Origin of the sequence: Halorubrum sp. Boch-26 (assembly GCF_029889805.1) — an archaeon.
Lineage (GTDB): Archaea > Halobacteriota > Halobacteria > Halobacteriales > Haloferacaceae > Halorubrum.
Genome location: NZ_JARANT010000043.1, coordinates 1 through 20,959, shown reverse-complemented (window position 1 = coordinate 20,959; position 20,959 = coordinate 1). Strand labels below are relative to the sequence as shown.

The window sequence follows — 20,959 nt, the reverse complement described above, 5'->3', positions numbered from 1 at the left end:
CCCTAATTGCATCGACATCTTTGGGAAAACAACTCCCGCCCCATCCCACCCCCGAACGCAGGAATTTCGCCCCGATCCGGTCGTCGAGGCCGACCGCGTCCATCACCTCGTAGGCGTCGATGCCGAACCGCTTGCAGACGTTCCCGAGGTCGTTCGCCAGCGAGATCTTTGACGCTAAAAAGGCGTTGTTCGCGTACTTGATCATCACGGCGGTCTCGGGGTCGGTCCGGATGACCGGGACGTCGCCGTCGGTCGCGGCGACCAGCGGCTCGTAGAGCGTCTCCAACCGCTCCGTCGCCCAGTCGGAGTCGGTGCCGAAGACGAGCTTGTCCGGGTGCTGGAAGTCGTCGACTGCGGTGCCCTCACGGAGGAACTCGGGGTTCGTCGCGAGCTCGACGCGGTCGGCCGCGTCGCCGGCCCCCGCGTGGAGCGCTTCCCTGATCTCACCGACGCCCGGCGGCGTTATCGTGCTCTTGACGACGACGAGGTGGCGGTCGTCGCCGGCGGACGCGTCGTCGCCGGGCGAGGCGTCCCCGTCCGCTCCCGCCAGCGCCTCGCCCGTCATCTCGGCGGCCGCGGTGAGGGGACCGAGGTCGATGCTCCCGTCCTCGCGCGAGGGGGTGCCGATCGCGAGGAACGTCACGTCGGCGTCGGGAACGCCGTCGTACTCGGTCGTCGCGCGGAGGCGATCGCCCACGTGCTCGGCCAAGAGGTCGTCGAGGCCCGGTTCGTGGATCGCCGCGCGGCCCTCGTTCAGCGTGTCGACGACGTCCGGGTCGATGTCGATCGCGGTGACGTCGTGGCCCGCGTCCGCGAGGCAGGCCGCGAGAGTGGTTCCGACGTACCCGCTGCCGACGACGGTGACTCGCATACGGAAGCAAGCGACCCCCGACACAAAGAGCGTTGCGCGTCCGCCCGTCGGCGGATGCACGCGGAAACGGCGACACCGACCCCGGACAATTCTTCCCGCCGCGACCCGGAGACGTGGATATGTCTGAGGGATCCGCGGGGGACGTCGGCGTCGAGCGATCCGACGCCGACCGGGGTGACGCTAGCCGAGCCGACGACGATCCGGCCGCGAGCGCGCGGAGCCCCGTCGCGCGGGCCGGATGGGCCTTCGTCCTGGCCCTCCTCGCGGTTCCGATGGCCGTCATCTCCGTCGGCGGCGATCTGACGGTCGTGAGCCTCTGGGGGTTCCTCAACGCCGCCGTCCCCGAGTCGGGAGTCGCCCTCGGCGGGTACCCCGTCTGGGACTACTTCCTCGACCAGTCGCGGCCGTTTTCCGCGCTCCCGGCGTCGATCCGCGCGTGGCCGCTCGCGATCGGCTTTCACCTCCTCGCGGCGGCCAGCGCGGCTGCCGGGGTCGCGCTCGGTCGCGAGGACCGCCGCGTCACCGGCGGCCTGCTCGTGTTGGCGGCGGCCGCGAGCCTGTGGGTCTCGGTGGGGCTGGCGACGCGGTTCGGCGTCGGAACCACGTCCGGCCTCTTCACCGTGCTCCCGGTCGGTGCGGTCGCGACGCTCGCGGTCGCCGGCATCGGGTACGGGAGCGACCTCCGCGCGATCGTCGCGGCGTGAGCCGGGCACCGCTCTCGACGCGACGCGCACACAGCCGCGAAACGCTTTCGACGGGCCGGTCCGTCGCCTCAAATATGTCCACGACCGTGGCGACGCCCGACGCCGACGAGACGTGCGCGTACTGCGACTCGCGGATCTTCGATCACGACCCGATCTGCGTGCGCGACTGCGACGACCGCTGCGGCTCGCCCGCCTACTTCTGTAACTACGCCTGCCTCGCGGCGCATATCGACGAGCGCGGCCTCACCGCGGGGAACGCCTGCGAGTGGTCGCCGGAGGAGTGAGACGCCGGGTCCGACGACGGCTATCCGTTACTCGTTGTCCGGGCTGCTCGGGTGGTAGTCGGTGTCGTACTGCCCCGGTTTTCCGTCGACGCGATCGGGGTTGATTCGACCGGCGAGCAGCATGAAGTCGAGGACCGTGCAGTACAGCATCGCCTCGACGACGGGAACGGCCCGCGGCGGGAGGACGGGGTCGTGCCGGCCGACGACCTGTACCTCCTTCTCCTCGCCCGTCTCCCAGTCGGCCGAGCGCTGCTTCTTCGGGATCGAGGTGGGCGCGTGCCACGTCGCCTCGCCGTAGATCGGCTCGCCGGTGGTGATTCCTCCCTGGAGCCCGCCGTGGTCGTTGCCGACTGGGACCGGGTCGCCTTCCTCGCTCTCGACGTGGTCGTGCGACTCGCCGTCGTCGAACGTCCAGTCCTCGTTGCGCTCGCTGCCGGCCACGTCGGTCGCATCGTTTCCGAGCCCGTACTCGACGCCGGTCGTCGCCGGGATGGAGAACATCGCTTGCCCGAGCCGCGCGGGGAAGCTGTCGAACCGCGGCGCGCCGAGCCCGCGCGGGACGCCGCGGCACTCGAAGTAGATGGAGCCGCCGATGGAGTCGCCCTCCTCTTGGTACCGTTCGATCAGCTCCTGCATCTCGGCGGCCGCCTCGGGGTCGGCACAGCGCACGTCGTTCTCCTCGCTGTTCGCGAGGAGCTGTTCGAAGCTCACTTCGTCCGCCTCGACGTCGCCGATGCGGTTGACGTGGGCTTTGATCTCCACGTCGTAGTCGGAGGCGTCGAGCACCTGCTCGGCGACGGCGCCGGCCGCGACCCAGTTCACCGTCTCGCGCGCGGAGGAGCGCCCGCCGCCGCCCCAGTTGCGCGTGCCGAACTTCGCGGAGTAGGTGTAGTCGCCGTGCGAGGGACGCGGCGCGGTGACGTACGGCTCGTACTTCCCCGAGCGCGCGTCCTTGTTCTGGATCACCATCCCGATCGGCGTCCCGGTGGTGTAGCCGTCCTGGACGCCGGAGTTGACGACGACCTCGTCGGGCTCGCCCCGGGAGGTGGTGATCATCGACTGACCCGGCTTGCGCCGGTCGAGCTGCGCCTGGATCGCCTCCTCGTCGAGCTCGACCCCTGCGGGGACGCCCGAGACCGTCACGCCCATCGCGTCGCCGTGGCTCTCACCGTACGTCGTCAGCTGGAAGAGCCGACCGAACCGGTTCCCGTTCATACACTCACGTATGGCCGGGGGCATATAGGGGTTGCAATCCGCGCAACCGGACGGGCGGCAGGTCGGTCGCGTCCGGGAGGAGCGCCGGGCGGTCGATGCCTCGCCGCGACCGACGGCGGTTTATAAAATGACGGCGTTGGTAGGTCCGTGCGCGAACGTCTCACCTCCGATCTGGGCGTGTACGCCCTCTCGGGCCTGTTCTCGCTGGTCGTGTTCGCCGTGGCGCTGGGGATCCTCTCGCGGACGCTGCCGGACGGGCTCGGCTCCCGCCAGCTCGTCGGACTCGTGGTCGGCTACCTGCTGTTCATCGGCGCGTACATCAGCGCGTGGTTCATCTACAGCGAGATCGAGAGCCGCGAGGAGATCTGACGCGTTTCAGTCGCGCCCGCAACGGTGCCGCCTGCCGAACGGTTTTCACGCCTCCACGTGACGGTCCGGTATGACGTGGGACACGATCACGCTCGACATCGACGCCGACAGCGACATCGCGACGCTCACCGTCGACCGCCCCGAACAGCTCAACGCCCTCACCGTCGACACGCTCGAAGCGATCGAAGCGGCGCTCGACGAGGCCGAGGCGGCCGGCGCTCGTGTGTTGGTGATAGCCGGCGCGGGCGACGACGCGTTCGTCGCGGGCGCGGACATCTCGTATATGGTGGAGCTGTCAACGCCGGAGGCGCAGGCGTACGCCGAGTTGGGCCACCGCGTCGCCGACGCCATCGGGTCGTTCCCGGCGCCGACGGTCGCGGCGATCGACGGCTACGCGTTCGGCGGGGGCTGCGAGCTGGCGCTGGCGTGTGACCTCCGGGTCGCCGCCGAGAGCGCCGTGCTCGGCCAGACCGAGATCGACCTCGGCATCATTCCCGGCTGGGGCGGCACCCAGCGGCTCTCGCGGCTCGTCGGTGACGAGACGGCCAAGCGGCTCGTTTTCCTCGGCGAGCGGATCGACGCGACCGAGGCGGCAGAAGTCGGCTTCGTCGGCGAAGTGGTCGCCGACGACGCGTTCGACGACCGGATCGACGAGCTGTCCGGGGAGCTGGCCGCGAAGCCGGCGTTCGCCGTGCGCGCCGCGAAGGAGGCGCTCAACGCGGTCCACGACGGCAGCCAGCGGGGCGGGCTCGCCTTGGAACGTCGGGCGTGGTCCGGGCTGTTCGGCACCCACGACCAGCGCGAGGGGATGCGCGCGTTCTTAGAGAAGCGCGAGCCGGAGTTCGAGTAGTCTCAATTGCGCCCCGGAACCAGCGCGAGTACGGTGGCGCGCCTCCGAGCGGTCGCCGACGGCGACCGCGAGTAGGGAGGGGCCGACGCTCCCGCTGACAGCCGGGCTTTATTGATAGTCATAACTTTCAAAAGGATAAGAAGCGGTCAACCCACGCTCTTGCAAAGCTGAGCCGGTGAGTATACTTATGAAAAATGTCACGGATCAGCGTTCGATACGTTTCTACATCGGATGCATCAAGTGGCGACAGATCGCGTTTTACACTCTTCCAGATCTGTTCGATTGGATTGAGATCTGGTGAATACCGTGGCAATGCTACTCTTGTCAGATCGAGCTGTTCTGATACTTTATCGACATGCTCAGCAAAATGAGACGAAAAGTTGTCGCAAACGATGATGATCGGTCGCTCAGGATTCTTCTCGCGGATCCTGTGGGAAAAAATCGCCTACGGATTCCTTACGTAAATCCGCTTTGCAGTCGACGACACTCGTTCCGTTGAGCGCGTAAAATCCGAAAACGACATCGTCAAAATTCTCTGTCGGCGTCTCTTTTCGAATCGTTGGTTTCTCGAATGCCCACAACCGCCGGCTGTTGTCTGTTGGTCGAGGCCACGCTTCGTCGAGAAATCCGACGACACCGCCGTCAGTTACCGCGTCGTCGTCAAGATCGGCGAGAGCGGCCTCGAGCCGCTCTTCGAGCTGCTCTTCAGCATCGTCAGGGCGATCCGGCGATTCTGGTCGAGGAATCGAATATTTAAGTCCAAGATCCTTGAGTAGTCGCGATAAATGTCGCTGTGAGTAAGATACATTAAATCCATCTTCGATAAGCCGCTGAACTTCGCGGGTGGTGAGCGGTTGGTGCCGTTCGAGCACCTCTCGAAGCTTTTCGCGTTGGTGCTCATCGAGTTTCGAGGGGCGTCCACCACCGAATTCTGGTCGAAGGCCGTCAACAGCGCCATCGTTCCAGCGGTCGATCCAGCGGCTCGCGGTCGGTGTCGAGACGCCGACACGCGTCGCCGCCTCGGTGATCGTATCACCGAGATAGACGTTTTTGATCAAGCACAATCGTCGGACGACACGAGGTTCCTCGTCTGATTGAGCCTGATCGATCGCCTCGTCGATCTCCTCTTCACTCAGATGATTGAGAAGTTCTTTCGACGGTCCAGGCATATTTCATGCTCTCACTCAAATATTACAAAACTTGCGACTATCACTAACGCGCCAGCTGCCAGAGAATCTTCGATTCTCGCTGGACGCGGTGAGCGCTCGGAGAGCGCTCGGAGAGCGCGCACCGCGAGGCCGGGGAAGCGCGAGGTTCGAGGCGGTTGCGGTCGGCCGGGGCTTTGGAGGTGTTCACCGCGGACCTGCCAGCGACCGGTTATAAGCGATCGGCTGGTGACGACGAGACACTCACGCTCGTGTCACTCCACACGCGGTAAACGCTCACGTCGTGAACACTCACGTCGTGAACAGTTCGGTGTCCTCGGGGACGGCGAACAGCCCCAGCCGGACGCCGGCGTCGAGCCACCCGTAGCCGTACGAGTACGAGGCCAGCGCGTTCACCGGATCGCCGCGCTCGCGGAAGTATCGCCCGTCGTCGAGGTACGACTCCGCCATCTCGACGATATCGGCCGCTGCCTCGCCGAGAGGGGTGTCGGCCGGCGGCCGCGGCTCCGCGACCGCCAGCGCGTCGGCGAGCATCCGCTCGTAGCGGTCCGTCTTCTCCTCCAGATCGGCGCTCATGCGCCGGAGTTGCGGGGACCCGACAAAAAGTCCGTCGGGGCGACCGGGGGAGGTTTATGCCGTTCGCGTCCGGTACGTCCGTTGATGTCGCCCCTCCGTCGCCCGACGGCGAGCGGCCGCGGCGGCCTCGACCCGATCGCGTTGGCGTACGTGGTCCCGTTCGCGCTCGCGAAGGCGGCGGTCGACCGATCGAGGCGGGGGGCGTTCGACGAGCCGGACCCGGAGGGGTTCGGGGGATAGCTCACCCCGGAGGACCCGCGACCGCAGTGGCAGCAGACGCGAGAGCGACCCCCGCGGGAGTGACCGCGGAACCGGACCGTGTGATCGCCGTCGTCGTTCCGAAAGCGCAACGACGATACCACCGGAGCCGAAACGGACGGCCATGTACGAGGCCGTCCACGCCCATCCCGACGGAGACGCGACCGTCGCCCGCCACGCCGCAACCGCGGCGCGGTACGGCTACGACGGGATCGTCGTCCGCACGCGGGACGCGCTCCCTCCGGCCGGCGGGGACGCCGGCAACGAGGCCGGCGAAGACGGCGAGCCCTCGGGCGAGGCGGCCGCGCTCCGCGAGGCGCACGGGGTCGACGTCGTCGACGCGGTCGAGATCGACGCCGACGACGCCACGAGCGCCTCCGGCGCGGTGGGAAACTACCGGCCCGAGCGCACCGTCGTCTGCCTCGTCGGCGGCGACGACGGCCTCAACCGCTTCGCGGTCGAGGAGCCGCGCGTCGACGTGCTCGCGCGTCCGATGGACGGCCCGGGCGATTTCAATCACGTCCTCGCGAAGGCGGCCCGCGACAACGGGGTCCACGTGGAGTTCGACCTCGGCCCGCTGCTCCGCGCGAGCGGGGGGAAGCGGGTGCGGGCGCTCTCCGACCTCCGGAAGCTCCGCGAGATCGTCACCTACTACGACGCGCCCCACGTCGTCAGCGCGAACCCGCGGTCGCACCTCGAACTCCGCGCGCCGCGCGAGCTGGTCGCCGCCGCCGAAGCCGTCGGCTTCGATCCCGAGTGGATACGGGGGGGACTCCGAGCGTGGGAGTCGATCGCGGCGCGCAACCGGGAGCGGCGCTCCGAGGCCTTCATAGAGCCGGGGGTCCGACGTGGCAGGTATGAAGAAGACGGTTGAGGAGCACGCCGCGCGCTTCTCCGAGAAGGCCGCCGAGTACGACGACTCGAAGAGCGACGAGTACCACGCCTGCGCGAGCCTCGTCGTCGACTACGCCGACCCGGACCCCGACGACGCAGTCCTCGATCTGGGCGCCGGCACGGGCGCCATCGCGCTGGCGCTCGCGCCCGACGCGGATCGCGTGCTCGCTCGCGACATCAGCGAAGGCATGATGGACGAGGGGCGCCGCAAGGCCGATCAGCGCGACCTCGCGAACGTCGAGTTCGCGTACGGCGAGTTCCGCGATCCCGAGGTCGACCCGGACCAGCGGATCGACGTCGTCACCTCGAACTTCGCCCTCCATCACCTCGGCGACGACGAGAAGCGCGAGGCGATCCGCGAGATGGCCGCCACCGGCGCCCGTCGGATCGTCCTCGGCGACGTGGCCTTTTTCGAGGATCCGGACCCCGAGGCGCCGTTCTACGGCCCCGAGGTCGACGACCCCGCCACCGTGGGCACGCTCGTCGAGGCGTTCACCGCCGAGGGGTTCGCGGTGACCGCGGTCGAGCGGGTCCACGATCAGGTCGCCGTGATCGTCGCGGAACGACTCGGCGACCGGGGCGACGGCGAGCCCGGGGCCGAGCTCTCCGGGTGACCGCGCCGTGAAACACCTCCCGAAACACCTCCGGCCGCGCTGGCGGTACGTCGCGGTCGAGATCGAGACGTGGCCCGATGTCGACCTCGGACGGCGCGCGTTCCAGCGCGCGCTCTGGTACGCGGCCGGCAACCTGATCGGCGACGCCGGCAGCGCCGACGCCGACCTCACGCTGCTCTCGTTCGCGCACGACGACGGCGTCGGCGAGGCGGTGATAAAGGTGCGGCACGGACACGTCGACGACGCCCGAGCGGCGATCACCTGCGTGAGCGAGGTCGACGGCGACCCGGTCGGGATCCGCGTCCGTGGGATATCGGGGACGGTACGTGCCTGTGAGGAAAGATATATGGGTCGCGCGGGCGCTAATTCTACACAGCGAGACGTCGCGTTTCGGGACGCCGAGCGACCCGCCGTCGTGCGCGAGGACGCGTGCGACGTGTGGGCCGAGTCGGGTTACGTCGGCGCGGCGGCGTTCGACATCGAGTGATATCATGCAGGGTCAATCCCAACAGCAGGCGTACGACCGAGGAATCACCATCTTCTCTCCCGACGGCAGGCTCTACCAGGTCGAGTACGCCCGGGAGGCGGTGAAACGCGGGACGGCGAGCGTCGGCGTCCGCGCCGAGGACGGCGTCGTCCTCGCGGCGGACAAGCGCGCCCGCTCCCCGCTGATGGAGCCGGAGAGCATCGAGAAGCTCCACAAGGCCGACGACCACGTCGCCGTCGCGAGCGCGGGCCACGTCGCCGACGCCCGCCAGCTCATCGACTTCGCGCGCCGGCAGGCGCAGGTGAACCGCCTGCGCTACGGCGAGGCGATCGGCATCGAGACGCTCACCAAGAACATCACCGATCACATCCAGCAGTACACGCAGATCGGCGGCGCGCGCCCCTTCGGCGTCGCGCTGATCGTCGGCGGGATCGAGAACGGCGAGCCGCGCCTCTTCGAGACCGACCCCTCCGGCACCCCCTACGAGTGGCAGGCGCTCTCGATCGGCTCCGACCGGAGCGACCTCCGAGATTACCTCGAAGCGGAGTACGAGGAGAACATCTCCACCGAGGAGGCGGTCGAGCTCGCGCTCGACACCCTCGCGCAGTCGAACGACGGCGAACTGGCGCCCGACGGCGTCGGCGTCGCCACCATCACCGTCGGCGACGACGACGGCTACACCGAGCGGTCGAACGAGGAGATCGAGGCGATCCTCGACGAGCGCGACCTGCTCGCGAGCGACGAGGACGAGACTGCGGACGACGCGGACGACGACGAGGAGTAAGCGACCCGCCGCAGTCGCCTTTTTGACTGACGGCCGCGGCCGACCGCCTCCCGGTCGGGAGAGTTATGCCGACGGGGGCCGACCGACGACGCGTGCAGAAGACGGTACTCATCACCGGCTGTTCCTCGGGTATCGGCCGCGCCGCGGCGCACGCGTTCAACGACGAGGGGTGGACGGTGTACGCGACCGCGCGGAACCCCGCGGACATCGAGACGCTCGGCGAGGCGGGCTGCGAGCTCGCCACGCTCGACGTGACGGACCAGTCCGACGTCGACCGCGTCGTCGACCGGATCTTCGACGAGGAGGGCGCGATCGACGCCCTCGTTAACAACGCGGGGTACGGCCAGTTCGGACCGATCGAGGACGTGCCGACCGCGAAGGTCCGCGAGCAGTTCGACGTGAACGTGTACGGGCCGCACCGGCTCACCAGGGCGGTGCTACCGGCGATGCGCCGCGAGCGCGACGGCACGATTATCAACGTCTCGTCGGTCGCCGGGCGCGTCTCGTTCCCCGGCGGCGGGGTGTACTGCGGCTCGAAGTTCGCGGTCGAGGCGATGTCGGACGCGCTCCGCAACGAGGTCGCCGAGCACGGGATCGACGTCGTCGTCGTCGAACCCGGCCCGGTGAAGACGAACTTCTCGAACCGCGCGCAGGCGGAGGCCGGCGTCGACCCGGACGGGGAGGACGGAACAGAGAACGAGGAGTCAGGAGACGACGGCGTCGACCGCTCCGCCGCCTACGAGGAGTTCTACGCGCTGTTCGAGGACGCGAAGCTCGTCGGCGGCGGCGGTCCCGGGGCGGTCGAACCCGAGCTCGTCGCGGGCGCGATCTACGACGCCGCGAGCGCGACGCGCCCCCCGGCGCGGGTCCAGCCGGGGACCGCCGCCCGCGTCGGCGTGCTCGCGCGGTTCCTCCCGGACGCGCTGCTCGATCGGGGGTACGAGTTCGTCAGGAAGTTCACGTCGTAGCGTCAGTCGTCGAGGTCCGACCCGACCGCGAACGGGCTCTCTCCCTCCCGCCACTCCCAGCCGGGGAGCCGCGTCTGAAAGCCCGCGGCGAGCGCGGCGTCGAGGTCGTCGGCGCCGGCCGCGCCCGCGCCGTCGGCGGTCTCGTCCTCGCTCACGCGGACGTCGACGAAGTGAAACGTCGCCTGAGCGAGCAGCGAAAGCGGGCGACCGCCGGCGATCGTCGCCGCCAACTCGCGGCCGAGGACCTCGTCGACGACGAAGCCGGGGTAGTCGCCGGCGACGTCGAGGCCGCGGAGGAGCGCGACGCAGCCGGCGACGTTGACGGCGACCTCGCCGTCGGCGAAGACGGCGTCGACCTCGCGGCGGTACGCCTCCGGAGTCACGGAATCGACCTCCGTCTCGAACAGCGTCCCGAGTCGGTCGCGGGTCTCGTTGATCACGGGGACGACGACCGGGGCGCGGTCGCGAACCCACGCGTACTCCTCGCGAACCGTCTCCGGGGTGACGCGCATGGCTTCGCGTACGCGCCGGCGGGCAAGGGGCTTGCCCTTTGCGAAGGGTTTTATAACAACGGGGGTGTACGTCCATCTAAGCGGGTTTTCGCTGGCTGTTCCCGCACGGTACCACCTACGGACAGTACTACCACTATGCCTACCCCGTCACGGTCGACCGTTCGGCGACGAGCCACGTACCGGCACCCGGCCCGACTCGACGGCGGCGGCGACCCCACTACCCGCGGTAAGATATGAGTCAAGTCGACAAGCAGCTCGATACCCTGAAATCAGAGATCGAACAGGAGATTCCGAACGACATCACGGTCACCGATGTCAAGTACGAGGGCCCGGAGCTGGTCGTGTACACCCGCGACCCGAAGCGGTTCGCCGGCGACGGCGACCTGATCCGCCGGCTCGCCTCCAAGCTCCGGAAACGAATCACGGTCCGCCCCGACCCCAGCGCCCTCTCCCCGCCGGCGCGCGCGGAGGAGGAGGTCCGCGAGGTGATCCCCGAGGACGCCGGCGTGACCGACCTCGACTTCCACGAGGACACCGGCGAGGTGGTCATCGAGGCCGAGAAGCCGGGGATGGTGATCGGCCGCCGCGGCTCCACGCTGCGGGAGATCACTCAGGAGGTCGGCTGGACCCCCGAGGTCGTTCGGACGCCGCCGATCGAGTCCTCCACCGTCTCGAACGTGCGCGGGTTCCTGAAGACCGAGCGCGAGGAGCGCCGCGACATCCTCGAGCGGGTCGGCCGCCAGATCCACCGCGAAGAGATGTCCGACGACGAGTGGGTCCGGATCACGACGCTCGGCTGCTGCCGCGAGGTCGGCCGGGCCGCGTTCATCCTCTCGACGCCGGAGACGCGCATCCTCATCGACTGCGGCGACAAGCCCGGCGCGGAGGGCGAGGTGCCGTACCTGCAGGTCCCCGAGGCGCTCGGCGCCGGCGCCGCCACGCTCGACGCCGTCGTCCTCACGCACGCCCACCTCGACCACTCGGCGCTGGTCCCGCTTCTCTTTAAATACGGCTACGACGGCCCGATCTACACCACGGAGCCGACCCGTGACCTGATGGGCCTGCTCACGCTGGACTACCTCGACGTCGCCGCCAAGGAGGGGCGGACGCCCCCGTACGAGTCGGCGCAGGTCCGCGACGCGATCAAACACACCATCCCGCTGGAGTACGGCGACGTCACCGACGTGGCGCCCGACGTGAAGCTCACCTTCCACAACGCGGGCCACATCCTCGGGAGCGCCGTCACGCACTTCCACATCGGCGACGGGCTCTACAACGTCGCCTTTTCGGGCGACATTCACTACGAGGACACCCGACTGTTCAACGGCGCGGTCAACGACTTCCCGCGGGTCGAGACGCTCGTCTTAGAGTCCACCTACGGCGGCCGCGACGACTACCAGACCGATCAGGCCGACTCCGAGGAGGCGCTCAAAGACGTCATCAACGAGACCTACGAGCAGGGCGGGAAGGTCGTCATCCCCGCGTTCGCGGTGGGACGCTCCCAGGAGATCATGCTCGTCTTGGAGGAGGCGATGCGCGAGGGCGAGATCCCGACGATGCCCGTTCACCTCGACGGCATGATCTGGGAGGCGACCGCGATCCACACGACCTATCCCGAGTACCTCCGCGACGACCTCCGCGACCGGATCTTCCACGACGACGAGAACCCGTTCCTCGCGGACCAGTTCAACCACATCGACGCCGGCGAGGACGAGCGACAGGACGTCGCCGACGGCGACGAGTGCATCATCATCTCCACCTCCGGGATGATCGAGGGCGGACCGATCATGTCGTGGCTCCGCCACATCGGTCCCGACCCGGACTCGAACCTCGTCTTCGTCGGCTACCAAGCGCAGGGGACGCTCGGCCGCCGGATCCAGAACGGCTGGGACGAGATCCCGGTCGACGGTTGGGGCGGCGGGAGCCGCGGCGACACCCTCACCCTAGAGATGGGGACCGAGGTCGTCGACGGCTTCTCCGGCCACGCCGACCGGCAGGGGTTGGAGAACTTCGTGAAGACGATGAATCCGCGGCCCGAGAAGGTGCTGTGCGTCCACGGCGACGAGCGCTCCGTGCAGGACCTCTCCTCGGCGCTGTACCACGACTACAACATGCGGACGTTCGCGCCGAAGAACTTGGAGACGTTCCGGTTCAAGTAGGTCACACCGGGCGGAGCGGCGCTGGTCGGGCGGCCGATTCGGCCACGCGGGTTCGACTCGCCGACACCGGGGTTTCAGAACCGGTCTCGGAGTTCCAAATATTGACCGAGATATTTTAACACGGGCCTTTTTATATCGTTCTGACGGAAATTTGTACATGACCTCGCCGCGGCGAGCGGCGAGCGGCGCACCCGTCGCGGTGTCTCACCGGAGGGCACCCGTGGGGCCGTCGCTCGGTTTCCCCGGCCGATACACACCGAGGACCAAGCGGTCCGAATCCGAGTAGAGAGCCGACGAGTATGTCGCACACAGACCCCTAATGTCATCGCATCATCTTTTATATCTGGTGCTGATCGCCGTGGCCGGTGGGCTGTCGGCGCCCCTCTCAGTCATCGCCCTGCGGAACCGGGACATTGGGGGTGCGCTTCCGCTCGGGGTACTGCTTTCGGGCGTCACCCTCTGGGCGACCGGTAAGGTCGGCGAGCTCGTCAGTTCCGGCCTTTCGACGGCCGTATTCTGGGCGAACGTTCAATACGGCGGGGTCGTCGTCGTCATCGCCATGTGGCTGCTCTTCGTGCTCGTGTACACCGGTCGGAGCACGTGGGTAACCAGACGGACCGTGGTCCTGTTGTCGGTAGAGCCGTCGCTCGTGCTGTTCGCGATCTGGACGAACGGAAGCCACGGACTGTTTCGAACCTCGATGGGTCTCGTGTCGTACGGGTCGCTGAGCGGGTTGACGTCCACCCCCGGACCGGTGTTCTGGATCCATTCGGCGTACTCGTATCTGCTTTTGCTCGTCGGAACGGTCCTAATCCTCCGGCTGCTGATCCGTTCCGACCACCTGTTCCGCAGTCAGGCGATCGGACTGCTGGTTGCGGTGTTTTCCCCGTGGATCGGCAACGGGGTGTTCCTCCTCGGAGCCGCGCCTCCCGCGCTCGACACGACGATCATCGGCTTCTCGATCACCGGCACTGTGCTGGTCGTCATCACCGTTCGGCACCGGCTGCTCGATATCGTTCCGATGGTCCGCGAAGTAGCCCGCGACGAACTGATCGAGAGCATGACCGACGCGGTCCTCGTCGTGGATCAGCGGGACCGACTCGTCGACGGAAATCCGGCCGCGGAGTCCCTCCTAGGCGGGGAGATCAGGGAGGTGGTCGGTCGACCGCTGGACGATGCGTTCCCCGCCCTCGCCGACGTGATTGACGGAGCGTCGAACGGCGGCGGAACGCTCCAGACGGAGCTCGAACGTCGAGAGGAGAGTGCAGTTCAGTACTACGACGTGCGGGTCTCTCCCATTCAGCGCGGCTTCGGGACGCTGACAGGGCGACTGATCAGCCTTCGGGACGTGACGGACCAGAGGCAGCGGGAGCAACAGCTAGCGGTTCTGAATCGACTGTTGCGACACAACTTCCGGAATGAGGCGACCACCATCCAGGGGAACGCGTCGCTCCTCCGAGCGGACGTCACGGACCCCGACGCCCGGAGACGCCTCGAAACGATCGAACGGACGATCGAGACGATGATCGAGCGCAACGAACGCTTCTCTCACCTGACCGATCGCCTGAAGGAGTCAGATGGGGACGTGGTCGATCTCGCGGCGGAGATCGAGGAGTTGGTCGCGTCCAAGCGTCGCCGACATCCGGAGGTCGCGATCACGCTCGACTGCACGGAATCCGCGTGGGTCGACGCCGGCGAGGTCGTCGTCTCGGCGCTCGACGAGCTACTCACCAACTCGATCAAACACAACGACACCGAGCGGCCGCGAGTGACGATTTCGATCACGAGCGAGGCGCAAGGCGAGAGCGACGCCGTCCGGCTTCGGTTGAGGGACAACGGTCCGGGGATCCCCGACCACGAGATCGAGCCGATCGACAAGGGAACGGAGACGCCGCTCGAACACGCCAGCGGCGTCGGCCTCTGGCTCGCGACGTGGATCGTTCGGAAGGTGAACGGATCGCTCGCGTTCACGGAGACCGACGACGGGACCACGGTAACGGTGCAGCTGCCGGCGAGTCAATCGCCCGTATAAACGGTCCGGCGGAGCGGGAATCCGTGACGGCGGGTCGGGCGGGTCCGACGTCAGCGTGAGCCTCCCCGACGGTCGCGTGGCCTTTTAAGAGCCGTGACCGAGTAGGCCCGGTATGCGCATCGCGCTCATCGCCCACGACGAGCTGAAAGACGAGATGGTCGAGTTCGTCACGAAACACGCCGCGGTCCTCGACGACTGCGAGCTCGTGACGACGGGAACGACCGGGAAACGCATCACAGAAGAGACGGGTCTCGCCGTGAACCGGCAGGCTTCGGGCCCGTACGGCGGCGATCTCCAGATCGGTGCGATGATCGCCAGCGACGCGATCGACGGCGTCGTCTTCCTCAGGGACCCGCTCACGGCGCAGGCACACGAGCCGGACATCTCCGCGCTGCTGCGCGTCTGCGACGTGAAAGACATCCCGCTGGCGACCAACGTCGCCTCCGGAGAGCTGCTCGTCGAGGGCTTACTCGGGTCGACGTGACGCCGCGTCCGAGTATCAGATCGGATAGAGAGGGCCGCGGCGTTTTAGGTGCGTCCGTCGTAGCCTGACCCGATGACTCGTCACCCGACGGTCCGGCTCGGGGTGCTGGCGGCCGCGCTGCTCCTCGCCTCGGCGCTCGCCGCGAGCGGAGCGGCCGTCGGCGGCGCGGCGGCGACGCAGCCGGGCGGCGACACCACGACCGGTGACGCTCCCGACGGACCGCTCGCGGAGGGCGACGCCGTGACACCGCCGACGCGCTGTTTCGCGGGAGAGGGGTATCCGATATCGATCGGCGAGACGGGCGCGACGATCGACGCGATCGTCCACCTCTCCGTCCTGACCGATCCCGCCGCCGGCAACGAGTTCGGGGTGGAGGCGGCCGGGACGCTCGACGACAACCCTATCGTGACGCTCGCCGCCGGGGTCCGGCTCACCGCCCGCGAGGCCGTCGCGAACGGGGTCGACCCGTTCGCGGCGTTCGACGTGCTGTACGCGTACGAACTCAACCTCCCGATGTTCGGCGGCGAGATCGACGACTCGGAGTACCGCGACGACGGCTCCCCGATCGAGTCGGGCGCGGGCTCCGTGGACTGCTGAGTCGGGTGCGGGCGTCGCGGCCCGCTACTCGTCGTCTGTTCCCTCGCCCTCGCGCGCCGGCGAGCGAACGCCGCGAACGATCCCCAGCAGCTCCCGCCGCGCGTCGTCGGCGCTCCGGCCGTTCGGATACGCGTCCGCGGAGAGCGGGTAGGCGCCGCCGGCGAGGAGGTACTCGTCCGTCGCCCACACCGCGAGCAGCGCCTCGATCGGGACCGCGTCGCCCGCGGCGTTCCCCTCGCCGTCCGGGCCGACGGCGCCGTCGCCGCCGGCCTCGTCGACTCGGCAGTCGCCTCGAAAGGTCCAGAGCGTCGCGCGCGAGGCGGCCGGGTCGTCGATCGCGATCCCGCGGTCGCCGCGTCGCTCGACGGCCGCGATGTCGCGCTCGGCGAGCCGGTCGCGGAACCCCTCCCGCGCCCGGCGCTCGACGAGCCGGGTGAGCGCGGCGTTCGGCGCGGTCTCGGGGCGAATCTGCAGGCGACTCGCGAAACAGAACGGCCGCGGCGCCGGGGCGTCAGACCGCTCGTATCGCACCGTGCCCGCGGTCACCGAGACGGGACCGGCGGCGAACGGCCGGTCCGTCGTCTCGGCGACGCGTCGCCAGCCGTCGAGGCGGTCCGCGGGCACGGCGGGCGGGTCCATGGTCGCCGTTCGCCGGCGAGGTAATTAAAAGCGGGCGAGCCGGGAGGTCGGAGCGTCGGAGAATCGGGTCGCCGCAGCCGATCTGGGGCGGTTCAGTGGTCGTCTTCGCGCCACTTGTGCTCGCACTCGGTACAGACGAAGAAGCGGGTCTCGGACTCGTCGGCCGAGCGGATCTGCTGCATGTACCAGTACGCGCGGTCGTTGCCGCACTCCGGGCAGTGCGCGGTCGTCTGCGGGAGCCCCTTGTCCTCCGCGTCGCTCACGTCGATGACCTCCGACTCGACCTGCGATTCGGTGGTCCACTCGTCGTCGCCGTCGTCGCGGCCGATCTCGTTGCCGCAGGAGCCGCACACCCAGTGGTCCTCGCCCTCGCCGGACTTCATCATCGAGCCGCACTCGTCGCAGAACTTCATGGCGGAACCAACCGCGGATCGTATATAAACGACGGGATCGCGGGCGAGCGGGAGCGTCCCCGATGGCGTCGCTCGACTCCGACGCGTCACTCGTCGCCGTCGAGGTCCTCGGCGAGCGCGAACCGCACGCGCTCCTCGTCGCTCCCCTTCGTCTCTCGACCGGTGACGACGACCTCGCCGATCTCGGCGGTGTCACCGACGTGGGTCCCGGCGCAAGCGGTACGGTCGTAGGGGTCGGCGTCGACACCCAGACCCGCTTCGTCCGCGCCCGCCGAACCGATCTCGACGATCCGGAGCTCCTCGATCGAGCCGGGGAGGAGGTCGATGCGGGTGCGCTCGGGGTCGAGGGTCTCCTCCGCCTCGGCGCGGTCCATCGCGTAGCTCGTCACGGGACGTGCGTCGGCGACGAGTTCGTTGAGCCGCGCCTCGATGCGGTCGAGGTCCGCTTCGGAGAACCGGTCGTACGCCGCGTCGAGGTGCGCGTGGTCGTCGTACAGCTGATTTCCGGTCGTCGGGGCGTCGAATTCGTTTAACAGCAGCGCCGAAAGCAGGTGCTGGGCGGTGTGGTACTTCGAGTGGGCGGCCCGGCGCGCCGCGTCGATTTCGCCGACGACGGCGGTGCCGGGCTCAGGGGGAGAGAGGGCGTCGCCGCCGGCCGTCGCACCGGGATCGCTCGCCGCCTCACCGCCGGCCGTCGCACCGGGATCGCTCGCCGCCTCGCCGTCCGTGTCGTCCCCCGCGTCTACCGGTGTGAGGGTGTGGTAGATCGCGTCCGTCTTTTGAACGTCGACCACCCGCCAGCGGTCTTCGCGCTCTCCGTCGACGACGCGGAGCGTCCCCGTGTCGTGGGGCTGACCGCCGCCCGTCGGGTAGAACTGCGTCCGGTCGAGGACCACGCGGTCGTCGAGCGCGCGGTCGACGGTCGCCTCGAACGTGGTCACCGTGTCGTCGGCGAGGTACAGCTCCTCGGTCATAGCAGTACCGAGCGGCTCCGCCGGCTTAGGTGGCGCGCTCGGCGGTCGAGGGCGATCGATTACCGCTCTCAGATCCGATACTTGGACGTCGACGTTTATCAGTGCAGCCGGGGTAGGCGGCCGCATGAACAGTCCCGACCGCGCTCAGAGCGAGGTGATCGGAGCCGTCCTTCTGCTGGGACTCACGATCACGGCGGTCGGGATAACGGTCGGGATCGGTTCGACCGCGCTCGACGACGTGCAGTCGTCGGCCGACGTCCAGCGGATCGAGGGGGCGATGACGCAGCTCGACTCGAAGGCCAGCCTCGTCGCGCACGGCGGGTCGACGAGTCAGCGCGTCCGGCTCGACCCCGGTCGGAGCTCCGACGTGCGCGTCGACGGCGAGTCGGGAGTGATGCGCGTCGAGGTGGAGGCCGAAAACGAGACCGGCGGAGTGGAAACCGTAACCGAGAACGTCACGCTCGGCGCCATCGTCTACGAGCGGGACGGCGACCGGGTCGCGTACCAGGGCGGCGGCGTCTGGCGGTCGAACGGCGACGGCTCGTGGATGGTGTCGCCACCCGAGTTCCACTACCGCGGCGACACCCTCACGCTGCCCCTCGTGACGATCGACGGCGTCGACGGACGGCTCGGCGACGCGGCGGTCGTGACGGGCACGTCGCAGCACCCGGAGGGGCTGTTCCCCTCCGAGAACGTCTCGAACCCCCTGCTCGGCGGGAACGTCACGATCACGGTCGAGAGCGAGTACGCGGAGGCGTGGGGGCGATTCTTCGAGACCCGGACGCGGGCGAACGTCACGCAGGTGTCGCCCACGGAGGTCCGCGTCGCGCTCCGCACGGAGACCGTCCATCCGACGCTCAGTGCGAGCGTCTCGGCCGTCGGTCGGTCGCGACTCGACACGGGGGGGATCGACTCGCTGTACGCCGACAGTTACGACTCCACGGAAGGCTCGTACAACGCTTCGGACGCGAGCGGTAAGGCGGTGGTCGAGACCACCGGTGAGTTCCGCCTCACGGCCGGCGGCGGCGGTGGCACCGACATCATCACGATCCGAGGCGACCTCGTCGCGGAGTCGTACAACATCCCGTCCGGCCAAGAGGACAAGCTGAACGTCACCGGTGAGATGCTGACCGACGACTCGCTCGACAGCGCGGACCCCATCTCGGGGGCCATAACCGAGCGGATGAACCGGATCCGCGACCAAGACCTCGAATCCGGCAAGACGATCGACGGCGGACTCGTCCACGACGACGGAAGCGTCCGGACGATCGGCGAGGACACGTACGTCGACGGCGACGTCTCGGTCTCGAACGGTAGCACGCTCCGGGTCGAGAACGGGTCGACCGTCCACGTCAACGGCGGACTCGACGTGAGCGACGACGGCAGCAGGGTCGAGTTCGTCGGCGAGGACGACACCGACGAGAGCGACGATATCGCGGTCCTCGTCGAGGGCGACGTCGCGATGCGGGACGGGTCGACCCTCCGCGCGACGGGCGTGAACCGCAACGAGCTGTTCGTCGGCGGGCTGATCGACGTGCGGAACGACGCGTCGATCACGACGGCCGACGACACCCGCTTCGAGCTGTACAACACCGGCGGCGTCACCGTGAGAAACGAGGCGAGTATCGTCGCCGACAACGACGCGACCGGGGAGATGTGGCTCTACTCGAGCGGTGACGAGATCTACTTCGAGGGGAACCAGACCGACGGGGTCGACTTCGCCGGGATCATGTACGCCCCGACGAGCGACGTGACGCTCAAAAACCAGATGACGTTTAAGGGCTCGTTCATCTCCGGGAGCTTCGGGTTCACGGATGCTGATCTCAGCCTCCACTACGACGAGTCGCTCACCGGCCGCCATCCGTTCGAGGGCGAGTCCGTTCCGGTGGTGAGTCACCTCCACGTCTCCCGCCACCGGGTGACGATCGAGGACGACTGAGCGGAAGCGGTTCCGCGGCCGACTCGACCGCTTCGCCCGCCGGTCAGCGCTGCAGCCCGACGATCCGGACCGTCTCTCGCACGTACACCAGGTCGTCGTGGGACAGCTCCGCCGCGGCGAGGCCGTCGGTCCCCGCGGGAGTCGCGTCGTTGAATCCGTCGGCGCGCTCGAAGTAGCGCGCCCACGCGTCCGGGTGGTCCGTCTCCACCCAGAGGTACAGCGTCTCGCCGCTCGCGGCGCCGAAGCGAGCGGTCTCCGAGTCGGCGTTCGAGTCCTCGGCCACGGTAATCTGAACGGTGCCGTCGCCGGTGACGCCCTCCTCTCCGCCGCCGCGGAGCAGCGCGACGACCGGGAGCGTCGTCCGGCCGTCGGCGGCGACGAACCGCGGCTCCGAGAGCATCACCGAGCCGTCGCCGTCGCCGCGAACGAGGGCGCCGGCCTCGTAGGCGATCGTCGTGTCGCCCTCCTCGTAGGCGATCGTCCGCGACGACCACTGGTCGAGCGTTCGGTTGTCGAGCGCGTCCGGATCGCTGGTGTTCGCGAGGACGACGCGGGTCTCCTCCGAGACCGACAGGGTGCCGCCGGCCAGCCGGATCTCCGTCGCCCGGCTGGGGTCGTCGTACCGCTGGACGTCCCGGAGGTTGTCGTCGAGCACGTCGAACGCGCGCTCGACGTTGGCGACGCGCTCGGCCTCCCGGCGGTCCTCCACCCCGGTGATCCCGACCGCGAACACGGTCCCGATCGTGATCGTGATCAGCGAGAAGACGAGGATGTACCCGACGACGTCGCTCACGCCGCGGTCGTCCGCGGTGAGGGAGGCGACCCCCCCGACCGAGACCGTCCGGTCCCGCCGCGGGCTCATCGCTCCGTCACCTCCAACTGCCCGACCGAGCCGTTGTACCGGATCCGGATAGGACCGCCCCGCACGCGGGACGGTTCGACGGGGAGGGAGACGACGTGGGGGATCTCGGCGACCGCTTCCGGATCGTCGGTCCGGAGCGTCACGCTCCGGGTATCGACCGCGATCCGATAGGGGCGGCCGGCGATCCGGTCAGGCAGGTCGACGGCGACGGCGACGGTCGGCGGGTCGGCGTCGGCCGGGCGGTCGACCTCCGCCGCGCGGGCGAGCCGGTCCGCGCTCTCGAGGTTCGCGACGGCGGTCTGGCCGGC

The 20,959-nt window shown here is 68.6% G+C and carries 24 protein-coding genes and 1 pseudogene; 15 read left to right on the top strand and 10 right to left on the bottom strand.

Annotated elements, in window-relative coordinates; all coding sequences use genetic code 11:
* A partial coding sequence (locus OQF71_RS08120) for a nucleotide sugar dehydrogenase (protein WP_280586976.1) occupies window positions 1-871 on the bottom strand: 871 nt, incomplete at its 3' end.
* Between the two features lie 119 nt (window positions 872-990).
* Between OQF71_RS08120 and OQF71_RS08115 the strand changes: the two genes are divergently transcribed.
* Window positions 991-1,575: a TIGR04206 family protein gene (locus tag OQF71_RS08115; protein ID WP_280586975.1), complete on the top strand. Its 585-nt coding sequence runs from the start codon at window positions 991-993 to the stop codon at window positions 1,573-1,575.
* 74 nt (window positions 1,576-1,649) lie between these two features.
* Complete coding sequence (locus OQF71_RS08110; RefSeq protein WP_280586973.1) at window positions 1,650-1,859, top strand: hypothetical protein; 210 nt, start codon at window positions 1,650-1,652, stop codon at window positions 1,857-1,859.
* Between the two features lie 27 nt (window positions 1,860-1,886).
* Here the strand turns inward: OQF71_RS08110 and aroC are convergent, their stop codons facing one another.
* A complete protein-coding gene (aroC, locus tag OQF71_RS08105) occupies window positions 1,887-3,074 on the bottom strand; it encodes a chorismate synthase (protein ID WP_280586972.1) in 1,188 nt (395 codons plus the stop codon).
* A 147-nt stretch (window positions 3,075-3,221) separates the two neighbouring features.
* On the opposite strand from aroC, the gene OQF71_RS08100 reads away from it, so the two are divergent.
* Both OQF71_RS08100 and OQF71_RS08095 read left to right on the top strand, forming a co-directional pair.
* Window positions 3,222-3,443, top strand: a complete 222-nt coding sequence (locus OQF71_RS08100; RefSeq protein WP_280586971.1) for a hypothetical protein — start codon at window positions 3,222-3,224, stop codon at window positions 3,441-3,443.
* 70 nt (window positions 3,444-3,513) lie between these two features.
* Complete coding sequence (locus OQF71_RS08095; protein ID WP_280586970.1) at window positions 3,514-4,293, top strand: enoyl-CoA hydratase-related protein; 780 nt, start codon at window positions 3,514-3,516, stop codon at window positions 4,291-4,293.
* Window positions 4,294-4,700: 407 nt separating this feature from the next.
* Here the strand turns inward: OQF71_RS08095 and OQF71_RS08090 are convergent, their stop codons facing one another.
* Together OQF71_RS08090 and OQF71_RS08085 are read right to left on the bottom strand one after the other, a co-directional pair.
* Window positions 4,701-5,462, bottom strand: coding sequence for an IS630 family transposase (locus OQF71_RS08090; protein ID WP_280586969.1), 762 nt, complete (start codon window positions 5,460-5,462; stop codon window positions 4,701-4,703).
* A gap of 288 nt (window positions 5,463-5,750) precedes the next feature.
* Window positions 5,751-6,035, bottom strand: a complete 285-nt coding sequence (locus OQF71_RS08085) for a DUF357 domain-containing protein (RefSeq protein ID WP_280586968.1) — start codon at window positions 6,033-6,035, stop codon at window positions 5,751-5,753.
* Window positions 6,036-6,119: 84 nt separating this feature from the next.
* Here OQF71_RS08085 and OQF71_RS08080 point away from each other — a divergent pair, with 84 nt between their 5' ends.
* The 6 genes from OQF71_RS08080 (at window position 6,120) to OQF71_RS08055 (ending at window position 10,040) form a co-directional block, all read left to right on the top strand.
* A complete protein-coding gene (locus tag OQF71_RS08080; RefSeq protein WP_280586967.1) occupies window positions 6,120-6,275 on the top strand; it encodes a hypothetical protein in 156 nt (51 codons plus the stop codon).
* Window positions 6,276-6,417: 142 nt separating this feature from the next.
* Entirely contained in the window at window positions 6,418-7,167 is a 750-nt protein-coding gene (locus OQF71_RS08075; RefSeq protein WP_280586965.1) for an RNase P subunit p30 family protein, read from the top strand.
* Window positions 7,151-7,801 (top strand): class I SAM-dependent methyltransferase, encoded by a 651-nt coding sequence (locus tag OQF71_RS08070; protein ID WP_280586964.1) that lies wholly within the window; start codon window positions 7,151-7,153, stop codon window positions 7,799-7,801. The genes OQF71_RS08075 and OQF71_RS08070 overlap by 17 nt, the downstream gene beginning before the upstream one ends.
* A gap of 7 nt (window positions 7,802-7,808) precedes the next feature.
* Window positions 7,809-8,288 (top strand): Rpp14/Pop5 family protein, encoded by a 480-nt coding sequence (locus tag OQF71_RS08065; RefSeq protein WP_280586963.1) that lies wholly within the window; start codon window positions 7,809-7,811, stop codon window positions 8,286-8,288.
* Between the two features lie 4 nt (window positions 8,289-8,292).
* A complete protein-coding gene (gene psmA, locus OQF71_RS08060; RefSeq protein ID WP_280586962.1) occupies window positions 8,293-9,072 on the top strand; it encodes an archaeal proteasome endopeptidase complex subunit alpha in 780 nt (259 codons plus the stop codon).
* Between the two features lie 65 nt (window positions 9,073-9,137).
* The gene (locus OQF71_RS08055; protein ID WP_280586960.1) at window positions 9,138-10,040 is read left to right on the top strand and encodes an SDR family oxidoreductase; all 903 of its coding nucleotides are present in this window, start codon (window positions 9,138-9,140) and stop codon (window positions 10,038-10,040) included.
* Between the two features lie 2 nt (window positions 10,041-10,042).
* On the opposite strand, the gene OQF71_RS08050 is transcribed toward OQF71_RS08055, so the two are convergent.
* On the bottom strand, window positions 10,043-10,552 hold the full coding sequence (locus tag OQF71_RS08050; protein ID WP_280586959.1) for a hypothetical protein: 510 nt from the start codon (window positions 10,550-10,552) through the stop codon (window positions 10,043-10,045).
* Window positions 10,553-10,785: 233 nt separating this feature from the next.
* Here OQF71_RS08050 and OQF71_RS08045 point away from each other — a divergent pair, with 233 nt between their 5' ends.
* From OQF71_RS08045 to OQF71_RS08030, 4 genes are all read left to right on the top strand, one after another.
* Window positions 10,786-12,711, top strand: coding sequence for a beta-CASP ribonuclease aCPSF1 (locus OQF71_RS08045; protein WP_280586958.1), 1,926 nt, complete (start codon window positions 10,786-10,788; stop codon window positions 12,709-12,711).
* Window positions 12,712-13,057: 346 nt separating this feature from the next.
* The gene (locus OQF71_RS08040; protein ID WP_280586957.1) at window positions 13,058-14,743 is read left to right on the top strand and encodes a histidine kinase N-terminal 7TM domain-containing protein; all 1,686 of its coding nucleotides are present in this window, start codon (window positions 13,058-13,060) and stop codon (window positions 14,741-14,743) included.
* Window positions 14,744-14,855: 112 nt separating this feature from the next.
* Complete coding sequence (locus OQF71_RS08035) at window positions 14,856-15,227, top strand: methylglyoxal synthase (protein ID WP_280586956.1); 372 nt, start codon at window positions 14,856-14,858, stop codon at window positions 15,225-15,227.
* Window positions 15,228-15,299: 72 nt separating this feature from the next.
* A complete protein-coding gene (locus OQF71_RS08030) occupies window positions 15,300-15,824 on the top strand; it encodes a hypothetical protein (RefSeq protein WP_280586955.1) in 525 nt (174 codons plus the stop codon).
* A gap of 24 nt (window positions 15,825-15,848) precedes the next feature.
* Here OQF71_RS08030 and OQF71_RS08025 read toward each other — a convergent pair whose 3' ends face one another.
* From OQF71_RS08025 to OQF71_RS08015, 3 genes are all read right to left on the bottom strand, one after another.
* On the bottom strand, window positions 15,849-16,463 hold the full coding sequence (locus tag OQF71_RS08025; protein ID WP_280586954.1) for a hypothetical protein: 615 nt from the start codon (window positions 16,461-16,463) through the stop codon (window positions 15,849-15,851).
* A 92-nt stretch (window positions 16,464-16,555) separates the two neighbouring features.
* The gene (locus OQF71_RS08020; RefSeq protein ID WP_280586953.1) at window positions 16,556-16,876 is read right to left on the bottom strand and encodes a transcription factor S; all 321 of its coding nucleotides are present in this window, start codon (window positions 16,874-16,876) and stop codon (window positions 16,556-16,558) included.
* A gap of 86 nt (window positions 16,877-16,962) precedes the next feature.
* A complete protein-coding gene (locus OQF71_RS08015) occupies window positions 16,963-17,850 on the bottom strand; it encodes an alanyl-tRNA editing protein (RefSeq protein WP_280586951.1) in 888 nt (295 codons plus the stop codon).
* A 124-nt stretch (window positions 17,851-17,974) separates the two neighbouring features.
* Here OQF71_RS08015 and OQF71_RS08010 point away from each other — a divergent pair, with 124 nt between their 5' ends.
* Window positions 17,975-19,789, top strand: a complete 1,815-nt coding sequence (locus tag OQF71_RS08010; RefSeq protein ID WP_280586949.1) for an archaellin/type IV pilin N-terminal domain-containing protein — start codon at window positions 17,975-17,977, stop codon at window positions 19,787-19,789.
* A 43-nt stretch (window positions 19,790-19,832) separates the two neighbouring features.
* Here the strand turns inward: OQF71_RS08010 and OQF71_RS08005 are convergent, their stop codons facing one another.
* Both OQF71_RS08005 and OQF71_RS08000 read right to left on the bottom strand, forming a co-directional pair.
* Window positions 19,833-20,651 carry a hypothetical protein gene (locus OQF71_RS08005; protein ID WP_280586948.1) on the bottom strand — a complete coding sequence of 273 codons (819 nt, stop codon included), beginning with the start codon at window positions 20,649-20,651 and terminating at the stop codon, window positions 19,833-19,835.
* A pseudogene (locus tag OQF71_RS08000) lies at window positions 20,648-20,959 on the bottom strand (hypothetical protein); the annotation flags it as partial. The gene OQF71_RS08005 and the pseudogene OQF71_RS08000, both read right to left, overlap by 4 nt.

Bases quoted from the DNA above. Each gene is read 5' to 3' on its own strand.
- OQF71_RS08115 (WP_280586975.1), top strand. From the start codon at position 991: ATGTCTGAGGGATCCGCGGGGGACGTCGGCGTCGAGCGATCCGACGCC.
- OQF71_RS08110 (WP_280586973.1), top strand. From the start codon at position 1,650: ATGTCCACGACCGTGGCGACGCCCGACGCCGACGAGACGTGCGCGTAC.
- aroC (WP_280586972.1), bottom strand. From the start codon at position 3,074: ATGAACGGGAACCGGTTCGGTCGGCTCTTCCAGCTGACGACGTACGGT.
- OQF71_RS08095 (WP_280586970.1), top strand. From the start codon at position 3,514: ATGACGTGGGACACGATCACGCTCGACATCGACGCCGACAGCGACATC.
- OQF71_RS08090 (WP_280586969.1), bottom strand. From the start codon at position 5,462: ATGCCTGGACCGTCGAAAGAACTTCTCAATCATCTGAGTGAAGAGGAG.
- OQF71_RS08085 (WP_280586968.1), bottom strand. From the start codon at position 6,035: ATGAGCGCCGATCTGGAGGAGAAGACGGACCGCTACGAGCGGATGCTC.
- OQF71_RS08080 (WP_280586967.1), top strand. From the start codon at position 6,120: ATGTCGCCCCTCCGTCGCCCGACGGCGAGCGGCCGCGGCGGCCTCGAC.
- OQF71_RS08075 (WP_280586965.1), top strand. From the start codon at position 6,418: ATGTACGAGGCCGTCCACGCCCATCCCGACGGAGACGCGACCGTCGCC.
- OQF71_RS08070 (WP_280586964.1), top strand. From the start codon at position 7,151: ATGAAGAAGACGGTTGAGGAGCACGCCGCGCGCTTCTCCGAGAAGGCC.
- psmA (WP_280586962.1), top strand. From the start codon at position 8,293: ATGCAGGGTCAATCCCAACAGCAGGCGTACGACCGAGGAATCACCATC.
- OQF71_RS08055 (WP_280586960.1), top strand. From the start codon at position 9,138: ATGCCGACGGGGGCCGACCGACGACGCGTGCAGAAGACGGTACTCATC.
- OQF71_RS08050 (WP_280586959.1), bottom strand. From the start codon at position 10,552: ATGCGCGTCACCCCGGAGACGGTTCGCGAGGAGTACGCGTGGGTTCGC.
- OQF71_RS08045 (WP_280586958.1), top strand. From the start codon at position 10,786: ATGAGTCAAGTCGACAAGCAGCTCGATACCCTGAAATCAGAGATCGAA.
- OQF71_RS08035 (WP_280586956.1), top strand. From the start codon at position 14,856: ATGCGCATCGCGCTCATCGCCCACGACGAGCTGAAAGACGAGATGGTC.
- OQF71_RS08030 (WP_280586955.1), top strand. From the start codon at position 15,300: ATGACTCGTCACCCGACGGTCCGGCTCGGGGTGCTGGCGGCCGCGCTG.
- OQF71_RS08025 (WP_280586954.1), bottom strand. From the start codon at position 16,463: ATGGACCCGCCCGCCGTGCCCGCGGACCGCCTCGACGGCTGGCGACGC.
- OQF71_RS08020 (WP_280586953.1), bottom strand. From the start codon at position 16,876: ATGAAGTTCTGCGACGAGTGCGGCTCGATGATGAAGTCCGGCGAGGGC.
- OQF71_RS08015 (WP_280586951.1), bottom strand. From the start codon at position 17,850: ATGACCGAGGAGCTGTACCTCGCCGACGACACGGTGACCACGTTCGAG.
- OQF71_RS08010 (WP_280586949.1), top strand. From the start codon at position 17,975: ATGAACAGTCCCGACCGCGCTCAGAGCGAGGTGATCGGAGCCGTCCTT.
- OQF71_RS08005 (WP_280586948.1), bottom strand. From the start codon at position 20,651: ATGAGCCCGCGGCGGGACCGGACGGTCTCGGTCGGGGGGGTCGCCTCC.